The organism is Bacillus siamensis KCTC 13613, assembly GCF_000262045.1.
GTDB classification, from domain to species: domain Bacteria; phylum Bacillota; class Bacilli; order Bacillales; family Bacillaceae; genus Bacillus; species Bacillus siamensis.
Genome location: NZ_AJVF01000041.1, coordinates 35,120 through 48,369 on the forward strand (window position 1 = coordinate 35,120; position 13,250 = coordinate 48,369).

A 13,250-nucleotide genomic window follows, 5' to 3' on the forward strand; every position below is an offset into this window, starting at 1 on the left:
TTAAGAAACTGAAATTGAAATATACTTGTAAACTAACTGGGAGATGAATAAGGGTTCTAACAGGGAGACCAAACCGCAGGAGAGTAATTTAAATCAGGATCATGCTCAGCACGGGTAGCCGAAGCATTTATATCACGAAGTACAATGCAAAAATCCTTAAAAACAGGAAATGAATATTCTATGAAATTTCTCTTTTGATTGATAAGATTAATAAACATGTAATATGTCTTCCTGGAAGATGGTAAAACGTTTTTATCTGCGGAAAAAAGACTTTATGGGGTGTTTAGAAGTGCAGTTAATAATTAATGACAGTGTTTCAGACTTTTTTGATAAGATATCCTCTATTCTATTCCTAAAACACGAAGAATTCTTCAAAGATTATTCTTCAAAGATGGGTTTGAATTTAGATAATGAGTATTTTTTATTACTAGATGATCTTAAAAAAATCAAAGAGCTGGATAGTGAGTTCTTAAATTTTTATTTTGGCAGCTTTAGTGAATACGAAGATGTTAGGAGTGCAAACATTTTTTGTTTAGCGACAGCTTTTTTTAAAATCCCACAGATCTATACGAAGGATTTTTTTGAAATAATTGAATATTTGTCTGCAGCTACAGATGAAGAGATAAGAAAAAATATTTTAGAGTCCTTAATTTATTTGCATGGAGAGCTTAAAACCGAAACATCTGCTCAACAATATTTAAATGATAGGGAAAGTTTATTTGAGCTGCTTAATAATCTTAATATAAAGCCCGAATACAAGTGGATAATATTTAAGGTAATGAAATCTCCTAAAACTTATGTAGATCAATTTTGCAACAAATTAATGTTGGTGAATGTTTATCTTAACGAGGCGATTTATAATTTAATTAAATTTAGAGATGAGTGGATGAATCAATTAAAAAACATCAATATAGATTTTCCAAAAAAGATAATCAGTACGTTAAAAGGTAAGGAATACTTATCTTGTGATTATATTAATATATATCCAACACTTTTACCTTATACTGCAACTATTACGAAAAGTGAAGATAACATTTATGTTGGACTTGGTTATAAAGTTGATCAAATTTTTGAAAATACATTAGAGAAAGCAGAGATTAATCACATCATTGATTTTTTGAAGCTTTTATCAGATAAAAGTAAGTTCAAGATATTAATCTTACTTAGTCATAAAAAAATGTATGCTAATGAGATTGCCGAACAGCTCAATTTAACCAACGCAACGATTTCACACCATATGAGAATTTTGACATTGCAAGGTTTAGTTGAGAGTACGAGACATCAAAATAAAACATACTATTATCTTAATTCTTCTAAATTTCATTCCCTTTTGAATGGTTTATTGAAAAAATTTAAAGGTGTTTCAATTTTGGGTAAAGAAGAGTAAAACAAAGTGTTAAAACCGTCTTGATTTTATGGTTGGTGCTGAAATTCGAAATGAATTCTGGGTGTTTTACAAAATAGGGCGATTATGTCGAGGGGAAACTTGCGATAAATGTAAAAAAATAAGGCACCATATCAATCGAGTTATGCTCGGTAAAGTGCAGCGTTCTAAAATGGCGGATTTTTATAAAGATTTCATTCTGTCTTGATTAAATTATACATTTAATCGTATTTTATACCTTTTCTGTCTTGTGAATGAATTACCTGATATTTCTTGTGAGAATTTATTTGGAATAAGAAATACTATTGATATGACATTATCAATAGGAGGACTGTTTAATGGCAACAAGACAATCAGTAGATGAACATCTCCAAAGAAGCGAACAGGCGTATGAATTTGCGAATGAGCAATTTATAACCGCTTCAAAACAAGAGCATTATAATGATAATGAGTACAGTGAAGCGCAAATGATGCTTGAAAACGCGGTGAATGAATTAAACAAGCTGTCATTATCTGCGAATGATCAGCAGAGAGAACAGCTTTACCGAATGAGGCTGCAGCTGCAGACTTTGCAAAACAATATGATTTTGCAGCGTAATTTCGATTACTGACCGCGCTGTTTCAGATGGTGCAAAAAACCCTGCCGGAATCCCGGCGGGTTTTTTGTATTTCTTTTCAAAAAAGAATTGACAATAAGGCGGAGTGTGTTTATTGTATTACGTGTACTACTTGATGTAATACACCGCAAACACTCAAAAAAATAAAAACGACATATAAATGCTGAGCAAAGGAAAGGAGAGCTTTCATGAAAAACAAAAGATCCGTAAAACAAGATGTGCCCCTTATTATCGCCGCTTCGGTTTTGGCCAGCAGTCTGTTTGTCATTCTTGTCGTCATCGGTTTTCAGTGGCAGAACATTTAAAGAAATCGAGCAGCTCGTAAAAGAAAGAAGGGAAGTAAATGATTCAAATCGACCCGAGAAGCTCAACTCCGATTTATGAGCAAATCATACAGCAATTGAAAGAGCTTTGTTTGAAAGGGATCATGAAGCCGGGGGATAAACTTCCTTCTGTCAGAGAATTGGCAACGATCATTATCGCCAATCCGAATACCGTCAGCAAAGCGTACAAGGAGCTTGAACGCGATGGCGTCATTGAAACGCTGAGGGGAAGAGGAACGTATATATCGGAGAATGCAAAAAAGACATTGGTTGAAGGGAAGATGACGATGATAAAAGAGCAATTGAAACAGCTCATCATCGATGCCCATTACGCGGGAGTTGAGCTGGAGAAGCTGCAGGAATGGATAAAGGAAATCAGCGCTGATGTGAAAGGAGGCACGGATCATGATTGAATTGCGCAATCTCTCAAAAACAATTGACGGTAAAGAAGTGCTCAAAGACATTTCACTCACTATCGGAAAAGGAGAAATTTTCGGGCTGCTTGGCCGAAACGGATCAGGGAAAACAACGCTGCTCCGGCTCATTCAGCAGATTCTCCTGCCGGACCAAGGGACGGTTTTATTTAATCAGGTGGAAATAAAGCGGCACCCAAAAGTAAAACAGAATATCATTTATATGCCTGTTGAAAATCCTTTTTATGACAAATATACATATAAACAGCTTGTTGCGATTGTAAGCAGAATCTATCCGAATTTTGATGTGACTTACGCCAATGAACTGATGAACAGGTACAATATTCCGGAAACGAAGAAATACCGTGAACTATCAACAGGGCTGAAAAAACAGCTCGCGCTCGTCCTTGCCTTTGCGTCACGGCCGGCACTGATTCTTTTGGATGAACCGACGGACGGCATTGACGCCGTAACGCGTCATGACGTGCTTCAGCTTATGGTGGACGAAGTGGCTGAACGGGAAACGAGCATCCTGATTACCTCACATCGTTTAGAAGATATTGAGCGAATGTGCAACCGGATCGGATTTTTGGAAGGCAGCCAGCTGACGAATGTGATGGATTTGGATGATATGAAGGAAGAATACATGAAAATCCAAATGGCGTTTGAAGAGGATGTCAACTTGATGATCAGAGAACAAAACATACCGATTCTCGACCATGCCGGTGTATTTTATACAGTGCTGATTCCGAAAAACGATGAGAAGAAAAAGGAATTTCTGCAAGAGCTGCGGCCGAAAGTATGGAACGAACTTCCTGTGAATTTAGAAGAAGTCTTCATCGCGAAGTTTGGGGGGAACCGGAGATGGTAGACAGGGGATTGCTGTACAGAGAATGGATGCAGAATCGAACTGTTCTCGTAATGATCGGCATTTTTTTAGCGGCGGTTAATCCGTTTGAAGTATTAAATACCTATCTGGTCTACCAAGGCTGTCTGGATACCCACGGAGCATATTGTAAGTTTTATGTGAATTCTTTGGATAGCGGAATGCTGAACTTTAACTGGGCGCCCGCTGTGATTTTGGCGGTTTGCTTATTCGGACTGGAGCGTACGAAAGGAACGATTGATGCGCTTTTCAGTCTGCCTTATTCCCGCGCTCAGATGTTTCACACCAAATTTTGGCTTGGAGCGGCGGTCATTGCCGGATTCCAAGTCATCGGCTACGGGCTGGCCGAGCTGCTCATTCTTCTGTTAAAGCCTGAGCGCGTATATTTCTTCCATCATTACAGCGTCGGTGAGATCATTGTGAGTATTTTGGCTTTTGCATTGGTCGCGAGTGCAGGCTGCTTAACGGGCAATCCGTTCGCCCAGCTGTTAACGGCGTTTACTGTGTCGATAGCGCCTTACCTGATTATTACGTTGCCGCTGTCAAATGCGGAAGTCATTTTCGGGGTCGGCATGTATGAGCTGATGCCGTCAGAAGATGCTTATATAAAAGCATACCATTTTATTCAATATTTGAATCCGATTACGTACGTTGATACGGGTTGGGTATCTGCCAGCAAGTATATATTACTCATCCCGGCAGTGATGAGCATTGTATTTTATGCCATCGGGTACTTTTGCTATGTCAGACAGCCGGTGGAACGGAACGGCCGTTTTTTCCTCTGGAGACAGCTTGACCGCCCCGTTCAGATTGTGGTCATCATGATCGGCGTTCTCGGTTTTGGTCTCGCGGGGTACTCGACGGGACAGTCAATGACAGGATATGTGGCCGGGATGATTGTCGGGGGAGCGGTCGGATTTTTAGTCAGTTATTTTGTAATTTATAAAAAAGCAAAGCATGTGTAAGAGAGGAGAACCGGAATGATACCGCGGGGATTATTGTACACAGAATGGAAGAAAAATCAGTGGCTGTTTTTGTTGAGCGGTATTTTCTTAATAGCGGCAAACCCTTTTATGATTTATTACTACTATTTATCATACCAAGGACGTTTGAAGTATCTGGATCCGCAATATTGTGAATTTACCGTGAGTTATACGAATGGGTCGCTTCTTTCTTTCAGCTGGGTTGTGAGTGTCGTTATTGCTGTCTGCTTAATGGGCTTGGAACGGACCAAAGGAACGATGGATGCCTTGTTAAGCATGCCTTACAGCAGAGGCCAAATCTTTCAGACTAAATTCTGGCTTGGCGCAGCAGTCATTGTTGTTTCTCAGGCGATAGGCTACGGAGCGGCGTCATTGCTCATATCTTTGCTGAAACCGAGCCATACGTACGATTTTGATCATTTTTCAATCGGAATGATTGTCATCAGTTTTATGGCTTACGCCCTGTTAATGGCAGCCGGCGCATTAACGGGACATATATTCGCCCAGCTGTTAACTGCGTTTACAGTAACAGTTCTGCCCTTTTTACTCATCGGTCTGCCGGCCGCGAATCTGGAGGTTGTTTTCGATATTAGTGTAGGAAATCAATTCTCTTTCATCAGCAGCTATATCGAATCTCGTCTTTTTGTATTTATAACTCCTATTGGATATGTGTTTAACGACTGGATCAGAGAAAGAGATTTAGTCTTAATAATTCCGGCAGTGATGAGCCTTGTCTTTTATCTGATCGGTTATGTCAGCTTTCTGAAACATCCGAATGAACGGAACGGCAGATTCTTTCTTTGGAGAAAATTGGACCGCCCGGTGCAGATCTTGGTGATTGTGTTTGCCGTTATGGGGTTTGGTTTATTCGGGTATGGAGTCACAAACACGATGTTCGGCTATTTAGCCGGCATGTTCTTCGGCGCTGTGATCGGGTTTTTTATCACTTATTTTACGGTTTACAGAAAAACAAAGCATATGTAAGTTTGTATGAAAATGTGTAGTTTGGGGGAAGGCAAGGTGCCGATTAACGGTTTGCTTTATAAAGAATGGAAGCAGCGGCAGACACTGTTGCTTCTTACAGCGGGGTTCTTATCTATATTAGGCCCTTTGGCAATTATAAATGAGTACTTTCACTATAAGGATTGTTTGGGTGCGCTTCATCAATATTCAGGTTCAGTTTGTACATTCAGCATGAATTACAGCAATCAGAATTTGATTGGGCTGTACTTCATTCCTCCGGTTATGATGGGGCTTTTTCTGACAAGAGCGGGACGGGCTGAAAACATGTTTACATTGAGTCTGCCGTATTCGAGAAGCCGGATATTCCATACTAAGTTTTTGTTGGGAGCAGCCGTGTTAGCCGGCTCGCAGCTTGTTTCTTACGGATTATCGGACCTATTGTTTCTTGCGCTTAAACCTGACGCTGTACATCATTTTCACTCATTCAGCGCCGGGATGCTGGTCATCAGCTTGATGATTTATGCATTAGTGACAGCCGCCGGCACGATAACAGGCAATTTAGCAGCACAGCTGATCACAGCGTTCATGGTCTCCGTTTTTCCGATCGTTGTCTTGATCATTTACCTGTTAAACGCTGAGTTCCTTTTTGGCAGGCAGGCTGTGCAGAATATTGATTTCCCTTGGAGCGGATTTCTGATCTATTTCATGCCTGCCGCTTACTTCCATACACCATGGATGTATTACACGAAGCATGCCTTGCTTATATCTGCGTTAATGGGATTTTGTTTCTATCTTTTCGGCTATGTGAATTTCCTGAAAATGCCGAGTGAGCGAAGCGGACATTTTATCTTGAACAAACATACAGAACGCATGATCCAAGTGCTGGTCATGGCGCTTAGTATGCTGGGAAGTGCGGGTATATGCGGATATGCTTATAACGGTAACGGTTCATATACCGGTTACATATTCGGCATGCTGATCGGCGCGGTTATCGGGTTTTTCATCAGTTATTACTTCATCTATAAAAAAACGAAACAAATATAAAGGGGAGTGGTGTACGTGATAGAGGTGCAGCATATCGATCATTCATTTAAAATCGGCAGGAAAGGCAGAGAGAGTCAGGTACCGGTGCTGAAGGACGTCTCTTTGACGGTTGAAAAAGGGGAAATCGCCTGTATCGTCGGGCGAAGCGGTTCCGGAAAATCGACGCTTCTGAATTTAATTTCCGGCTACATAGCGCCGACGAAGGGACGTATCGTCATTAACGGCACTGATGTGACGGGCTTCAGTGAAAAGGAGTGGGCTCAGTTCCGCCTCGGGCATTTCGGCTTTATTTTTCAAAGCTTCCAGCTCATTCCGAGTCTGACAACCTATGAAAATGTTGAAATGCCGCTTGCCCTCAAAGGGATTAAACCGTCTGAACGGAAGCAGAAAGTCGCAGACATGCTGAAACGGGTCGGACTTGAGAGTCATGCGAATCATTATCCGAATGAGCTGTCGGGCGGCCAGCAGCAGCGTGTCAGTATTGCAAGAGCGCTGATTTTAAATCCGTCGATCATTTTAGCTGATGAGCCGACGGGAAGCCTTGATTCGGAAACGGAGCTTGAGGTGCTTGCATTAATTCAGCAGCTGAACCGGGAGCGCGGGATTACTTTTGTCATCATCACGCATGACGATGAAGTCGCTTCGATTGCACATTCAAAATTCCAGCTGCACGACGGCGTATTAAAAGGGGGCGTTACTGTTGAGATTTAAGGATCAGGTTCACTTTATCAGAAGAAATATGAAGAAAAACCGCCTGCGTGTTTTCATGACTGTGCTTGCAACAACGATGGCATGTGCATTTTTGGTTGTGCTGGCCTCCGTCGGATTCGGCATTCAAAAAACGATAACAGACATAACCATGAGCCAGCAGATCGTAACGGAAATAAGAGTGCTCGGCCAAGAGAACGGAAAAGCCGTGAAGAAATCAGACTTGGAAAAATATAAGAATGTCAAGTCTGTCGTTGAAAGAACCGAAGTATATGAACCGAATAAAGCGTCATTGGATAACAGGACAAACGAAGGTTCAACGGTCGTGTTAACGAACATGAAAGACGAAGTCAAAGCCAATATGGAGCTTGATCAGGGAAGAGTAGCCAAATCAGAAAATGAAATTGTGGTCGGTTATGATTTCGCGAAAAACCTATTGACGAAAAAAGAAGCTGAGGCTTACAACAAGGACTTAAAGGATCATCAAGAAGATGTCTCGGACGTGAAAAAGCCAAAAGGCTATACGAAGGATCTGCTGAATAAAACCATACAGCTGAGCATTTCTAAAACGAACAATGATAGCGGAAAAACGGAAGGAACCAGAACATACGACTTTAAAATTGTCGGGATTACAAAAAAACCGTCCCAAGATTGGATGGAGGACACAAATATTTTTATCAGTGATCAATTCAAAAAGGATTTTTCGAAATTCTTAGATTTTAAAGGCGGAAATGCTGAAAAAAGCATAAAAGTCTACGCTGACAAATTTGACAATGTTGAACAGTTAACGAAGGATTTGAGTGATGACGGTTATCAAGTCATGTCCGTCACAACCGAGCTTCAAGGCGTCAACACGTTTTTCCTCGTCTTTAAAATCGGTCTGATCTTTGTCGGCTTTATCGCCGTCGTCATTTCTGCCATCGGTATTTTCAATACGATGACGATGGCGGTTACGGAAAGAACGCAGGAAATCGGGATTATGAAAGCGATCGGCGCAAGCCCGTCCATCATCCGCAGAATGTTTTTGATGGAAAGCGCCTATATCGGAATATTAGGTTCTGTCATCGGGATTATCATTTCCTACGGAGTGAGTTTTGCCGTCAATCTGGCTGTGCCGGTTATCTTGAAAGCGGTAGGGGGAAATACCGGAGCTGAAGATCTTCATTATACCTTCTCCTATATCCCGCTCAGCCTCGTGGTGATCGCAGTGGTCATTTGTGCGGGGGTCGCGGTGATTTCGGGTATGAATCCGGCACGGAAAGCGACAAAAACCAACGTTCTGACCGCATTAAGAAGAGAATTGTAAAGAGAAAAAACCGGCTGGACGCAACAGCCGGTTTTTCATCTATCTATCAGAAAAGGGCGGATACCATGTTTCACATTTTGTTAATAGAAGATGATAACACTTTGTTTCACGAGATGAAAGAAAGATTAACGGGCTGGTCATTTGCGGTGCACGGAATAAAGGATTTCAGCCGGATCATTCAGGAGTTTGCAGCAATCAAGCCTGATTTGGTGATCATTGATGTACAGCTGCCGAAATTTGACGGCTTTCACTGGTGCAGAATGATACGCTCTCAATCAAACGTACCGATTCTGTTTTTGTCCTCGCGCGACCATCCGGCAGATATGGTCATGTCGATGCAGCTCGGAGCGGATGATTTTATACAGAAGCCTTTTCATTTTGATGTGTTAATCGCGAAAATCCAGGCGGTATTCCGCCGCGTGCACCAATACGGCACAGAACCGGCGCTGATGAAAAGATGGTGCGGGGCGGTCATTGACACAGAAACCGGCACAGTCAGCCATAAAAACGGTTCGGTCGAACTGACCAAAAACGAAATGCTGATTTTAAAACTGCTGGCCGAGCAGAAAAATAAAATCGTCAGCCGCGAAGAACTCATCAGAAGCCTATGGAATGATGAACGTTTCGTCAGCGATAACACGCTGACGGTGAATGTCAACCGGCTGCGGAAAAAGCTCGATCATTTAGGTATCGGGAAAATGATTGAGACCAAAGTGGGACAGGGGTATATCGCGAAGGAGGAAGACGGTCTTTATGATTAAATCATTTCTGCTCGAAAGAAAAAGCTGGATCGCGATGTTTCTTTTTCAGCAGGCTGTGCTCCTTTTTGCGGCATATATTGATCCGTCTATTCCGTTTCGTTCAGTGCTGTATTTTGTTTACCTGTCGCTTCTTGTGTTTCTTGTTTTTCTCTTGTTCCGCTATCGGAAAGAGACCGCTTTTTATAAAAGCTTAAAAGATTGGGACGCTGATTTAGATATTTCCGGTCTTAAAACGCCCGACAGTCCGTTTGAGTCGATCATTGAAGAAAGCATTGAAGAACAGACAGAGCTTTTAAGAAATAGCTCACTTCATATGCAGGCGGCATCAGAGCATGAGAAGGATGAGCTGATGTCGTGGATTCACGAAGTCAAAACACCGCTGACAGCGATGCACCTCATGATCGAGCGTCTTGATGAACAGCCGCTGAAAGCCCCTTTGCATTATGAATGGCTGCGGATTCACCATCTCCTCGACCAGCAGCTTCATCAGAAACGATTGTCCTTTATCGAAAATGATTTATCGTTCCAGCGCATTCAGATCCGCCCGCTCGTTTTCAAAGAAATTAAAAATCTGCAATCATGGTGTATACAAAAAGGAATCGGGTTTGACATTCAGCTTGAGGCACCGGACGTTCTCAGTGACGGAAAATGGCTTTCCTTCATTATCAGACAGCTGTTAAGCAATGCCGTCAAATACAGTGAAGCGGATGATATAACCGTAAAAAGCTATGAACTAAACGGCCGGGTGCATGTGGATATCAAAGACCGCGGCATCGGCATCAAGCCTAAAGATCTTCCGCGCATTTTTGAAAAGGGGTTTACCTCCACGCGGATGAGCCGTGATCACGCGTCAACGGGAATGGGCCTGTATTTGGCTCAAAAAGCCGCGGCTCCGCTTCACATCCAGATCAGCGTGCGATCAGAGCCAAAACAAGGCACGGTTTTCACCTTGGTATTTCCGAAACAAAACGACGCCGTCAGCATGTTCAGCGTGTGACAAAAGTGTCACATGCTTTTCTCTTTTGTTCGCTTAATCAAACGAAAAAAACGGCTTTTGTTTTTAAAATGAAGATAACCAATGTAAAAGGAGAATCGTAACTGATGATTTTAGAAGCAGGCAATATTCGAAAAAACTACGGAAATAAGCTGAATAAGCAGGAGGTGCTGAAAGGAATTGATCTTCAGATCCAAAAAGGGGAATTTGTCAGCATTATGGGCCCGTCAGGATCAGGGAAAACCACTCTTTTAAATGTGCTTTCTTCTATTGATAAAGTGAGCGCGGGCACGATCAGACTGAATGAGACGGAGATCACATCCATGAAAGAAAAACAGCTTGCCGAATTCAGAAAACGGCACCTCGGCTTTATCTTTCAAGATTATAATTTATTGGATACGCTGACCGTGAAAGAAAACATACTCCTGCCGTTATCCATTACGAAAATGCCTAAAAAAGAGGCGGACCGGCGATTTGCCGAGACGGCAGAGGAGCTTGGCATCTATGAGTTGAGAGATAAGTATCCGAGTGAAATTTCCGGCGGACAAAAACAGCGGACGTCTGCCGCGAGAGCTGTTATTCACGAGCCGGGCATTATTTTTGCTGATGAGCCGACGGGAGCGCTTGATTCTAAAGCCGCCTCCGACTTGCTGAATAAACTCAGCCGCCTGAATCAAAAACGCCGCGCTACCATTGTGATGGTGACGCATGATCCGGTTGCCGCCAGCTATTCCGGCCGTGTGGTTTTCATTAAAGACGGCCGTGTGTATACACAGCTGAATAAAGGCGGCCAGGACAGACCGGACTTTTTTCAGGATATTATGAAAACGCAAGGTGTATTGGGCGGGATTCAGGCATGAGCATTTATCATTTGATCTTCCAGAATCTGAAAAAGAATATGAAAAACTATTACCTTTACGTTTTTGCGCTGGTGTTCAGCGCCGCCCTTTATTTCGCGTTTGTCACGATGCAATACGATCCGGCGCTTGATGAAATGAAAAGCTCCATAAAAGGAGCGGCGGCGATCCGGGCCGCCTCCATACTGCTTGTGGCGATCGTGTCGGTATTTCTTTTATACGCCAACACCATTTTTATCAAACGCCGCGGCCGGGAAATCGGCTTATTCCGATTAATCGGCATGACGAAAATGCACATTTTCCGCATACTCAGCACAGAAAACTTCATTTTGTATTTCGGATCGATATGGATCGGTATTTTTGCCGGCTTTTCTCTCTCGAAATTATGTATGATGATGCTGTTTCATACAGTCGGTGTAAAAGCTTCTGTCTCACTGTTTTTTTCAAGCAAGGCGCTCGTTCAGACGTTAATTGTGTTCGGGGCAATTTATGTGCTGATTATGATGATGAATTACTTATTTATTAAACGGCAAAGCATTTTGTCTTTATTTAAAACCGCGTCATCGTCAGAAAGCAATATAAGACGGCTCTCTTGGGTGCAGATGACAATCGGCGTCATCGGTATCGCGGCCATTATCGCCGGCTATGCCGTGTCCGCAGATTTATTCGGAGGCAGTTTTACAACCATGAATGAACTGTTTTCGGCAATGGTGTTTATTCTCGGCTCGGTCATTATCGGAACCTATCTGTTTTATAAAGGTTCGGTCAGCTTTCTGGCAAATCTCATCCGGAAATCAAAAGGCGGGTATCTGAATGTCAGTGAAGTGCTGTCTTTGTCATCCATCATGTTCCGGATGAAGTCAAACGCCGTGCTGCTGACGATTATTACGACTCTTTCGGCGCTGGCAATCGGTTTACTGTCTTTAAGCTATATCTCGTACTACTCCGCGGAAAAATCGGCTGAGCAAAATACAGCCGCGGACTTTGCGTTTGATAACCAAAAGGAGACTGACTCATTTACCGCTTTATTGAAGAAAAACGGAATTGAACACAAAGTAAAAACAATCAAGACCATTCAAGCCGGTGTCAATATGAAGAATATCGTAAACGGTGATATGAAAAGCTTCAAACAAGACCCGTCCAGCTTGGCGCTGCCGATTATAAGCGAGAAAGACGCAGAAGGGACGGAGCTTTCTGACGGAGAAGCCGTGTTTACCGGATATAATGATATGATGAAAAGATTTCTCGACTTGAAAACGTCAGGTTCCATTGATATAAACGGCAAAACGGATAAAATACCGCTGGCGTATAAGGGCTTGAAGAACGACTTCCTCCTGTCATATACATTTACAAGCGGAGGGCTGCCGACCGTTATCGTCACGCAGCACGTATTTGACAGGATCGAGAAAGATATCGATCCGTCCATTCAGGGAAAATCAAATCGGTTCTTCGGCATTACACTCAAACGAGAAGAGGACATCCAAAAAGCTGATGGTTTGTTTCAGGCGCAGCATTATTCAGACGGCGCCCTTTCACAGTTTGAAACGGCTGACACCCAAAAGAAAAATATGGGGCTGATCATGTTTATTGTCGGATTTTTAGGCTTAACCTTTCTGATCACTTCGGGCTGTATCCTTTATTTTAAACAAATGGGCGAGTGTGAGGATGAGAAGGCTGATTATACGATATTGCGGAAGCTCGGCTTCACAACGGGAGATCTGCTGAAAGGCATCCGCCGGAAGCAGGCGTATCATTTCGGCATTCCGCTCGTTCTCGGGCTGTTCCACAGCTATTTTGCCGTTCAGTCAGGGTGGTTTTTATTCGGAACGGAAGTATGGACGCCGATGATTATCGTCATGGCGCTGTATACGCTGCTGTACTCCATTTTCGGCATGCTGTCGGTGCTTTATTATAAAAAGGTCATTCGGTCCGCATTGTAAAACAGGTTGAGGAGCCCCGCTGTGCGGGGCTTTTTTCTGCATGAATAGAAAAAAGCGATTTTTAAAAGAAT

Annotated in this window: 12 protein-coding genes and 1 pseudogene; all 13 read left to right on the forward strand. The window is 42.7% G+C overall.

Annotation, left to right across the window (positions count from 1 at the left end):
• The first annotated feature begins 238 nt into the window (after positions 1-238).
• The 13 genes and pseudogenes from Y79_RS0115475 (at position 239) to Y79_RS0115540 (ending at position 13,179) form a co-directional block, all read left to right on the forward strand.
• A complete protein-coding gene (locus Y79_RS0115475) occupies positions 239-1,387 on the forward strand; it encodes an ArsR/SmtB family transcription factor (RefSeq protein WP_016938495.1) in 1,149 nt (382 codons plus the stop codon).
• A gap of 335 nt (positions 1,388-1,722) precedes the next feature.
• On the forward strand, positions 1,723-1,995 hold the full coding sequence (locus tag Y79_RS0115480; RefSeq protein WP_016938496.1) for a YtzC family protein: 273 nt from the start codon (positions 1,723-1,725) through the stop codon (positions 1,993-1,995).
• A gap of 349 nt (positions 1,996-2,344) precedes the next feature.
• Complete coding sequence (locus Y79_RS0115490) at positions 2,345-2,737, forward strand: GntR family transcriptional regulator (RefSeq protein ID WP_016938498.1); 393 nt, start codon at positions 2,345-2,347, stop codon at positions 2,735-2,737.
• Complete coding sequence (locus Y79_RS0115495; protein WP_016938499.1) at positions 2,730-3,608, forward strand: ABC transporter ATP-binding protein; 879 nt, start codon at positions 2,730-2,732, stop codon at positions 3,606-3,608. Before Y79_RS0115490 ends, Y79_RS0115495 begins: the two co-directional genes overlap by 8 nt.
• Positions 3,602-4,588, forward strand: a complete 987-nt coding sequence (locus Y79_RS0115500; protein ID WP_016938500.1) for an ABC transporter permease — start codon at positions 3,602-3,604, stop codon at positions 4,586-4,588. Before Y79_RS0115495 ends, Y79_RS0115500 begins: the two co-directional genes overlap by 7 nt.
• 15 nt (positions 4,589-4,603) lie before the next feature.
• Positions 4,604-5,590, forward strand: a complete 987-nt coding sequence (locus tag Y79_RS0115505; RefSeq protein WP_016938501.1) for an ABC transporter permease — start codon at positions 4,604-4,606, stop codon at positions 5,588-5,590.
• A 36-nt stretch (positions 5,591-5,626) separates the two neighbouring features.
• Positions 5,627-6,613, forward strand: coding sequence for a hypothetical protein (locus tag Y79_RS0115510; RefSeq protein ID WP_016938502.1), 987 nt, complete (start codon positions 5,627-5,629; stop codon positions 6,611-6,613).
• A 15-nt stretch (positions 6,614-6,628) separates the two neighbouring features.
• On the forward strand, positions 6,629-7,324 hold the full coding sequence (locus tag Y79_RS0115515) for an ABC transporter ATP-binding protein (RefSeq protein ID WP_016938503.1): 696 nt from the start codon (positions 6,629-6,631) through the stop codon (positions 7,322-7,324).
• On the forward strand, positions 7,314-8,627 hold the full coding sequence (locus Y79_RS0115520; RefSeq protein WP_016938504.1) for an ABC transporter permease: 1,314 nt from the start codon (positions 7,314-7,316) through the stop codon (positions 8,625-8,627). The genes Y79_RS0115515 and Y79_RS0115520 overlap by 11 nt, the downstream gene beginning before the upstream one ends.
• A gap of 65 nt (positions 8,628-8,692) precedes the next feature.
• The gene (locus Y79_RS0115525; RefSeq protein ID WP_016938505.1) at positions 8,693-9,388 is read left to right on the forward strand and encodes a response regulator transcription factor; all 696 of its coding nucleotides are present in this window, start codon (positions 8,693-8,695) and stop codon (positions 9,386-9,388) included.
• A complete protein-coding gene (locus Y79_RS0115530) occupies positions 9,381-10,385 on the forward strand; it encodes a sensor histidine kinase (RefSeq protein ID WP_016938506.1) in 1,005 nt (334 codons plus the stop codon). The genes Y79_RS0115525 and Y79_RS0115530 overlap by 8 nt, the downstream gene beginning before the upstream one ends.
• A gap of 101 nt (positions 10,386-10,486) precedes the next feature.
• Positions 10,487-11,246: pseudogene (locus Y79_RS0115535) on the forward strand (ABC transporter ATP-binding protein); the annotation flags it as partial.
• Complete coding sequence (locus tag Y79_RS0115540; protein ID WP_016938508.1) at positions 11,239-13,179, forward strand: ABC transporter permease; 1,941 nt, start codon at positions 11,239-11,241, stop codon at positions 13,177-13,179. The pseudogene Y79_RS0115535 and the gene Y79_RS0115540, both read left to right, overlap by 8 nt.
• Positions 13,180-13,250: the final 71 nt, after the last annotated feature.

Excerpts from the sequence above, each read along its gene's own strand:
- Y79_RS0115525 (WP_016938505.1), top strand. The coding sequence starts at position 8,693 with ATGTTTCACATTTTGTTAATAGAAGATGATAACACTTTGTTTCACGAG.
- Y79_RS0115505 (WP_016938501.1), top strand. The coding sequence starts at position 4,604 with ATGATACCGCGGGGATTATTGTACACAGAATGGAAGAAAAATCAGTGG.
- Y79_RS0115475 (WP_016938495.1), top strand. The coding sequence starts at position 239 with ATGGTAAAACGTTTTTATCTGCGGAAAAAAGACTTTATGGGGTGTTTA.
- Y79_RS0115480 (WP_016938496.1), top strand. The coding sequence starts at position 1,723 with ATGGCAACAAGACAATCAGTAGATGAACATCTCCAAAGAAGCGAACAG.
- Y79_RS0115495 (WP_016938499.1), top strand. The coding sequence starts at position 2,730 with ATGATTGAATTGCGCAATCTCTCAAAAACAATTGACGGTAAAGAAGTG.
- Y79_RS0115500 (WP_016938500.1), top strand. The coding sequence starts at position 3,602 with ATGGTAGACAGGGGATTGCTGTACAGAGAATGGATGCAGAATCGAACT.
- Y79_RS0115530 (WP_016938506.1), top strand. The coding sequence starts at position 9,381 with ATGATTAAATCATTTCTGCTCGAAAGAAAAAGCTGGATCGCGATGTTT.
- Y79_RS0115540 (WP_016938508.1), top strand. The coding sequence starts at position 11,239 with ATGAGCATTTATCATTTGATCTTCCAGAATCTGAAAAAGAATATGAAA.
- Y79_RS0115490 (WP_016938498.1), top strand. The coding sequence starts at position 2,345 with ATGATTCAAATCGACCCGAGAAGCTCAACTCCGATTTATGAGCAAATC.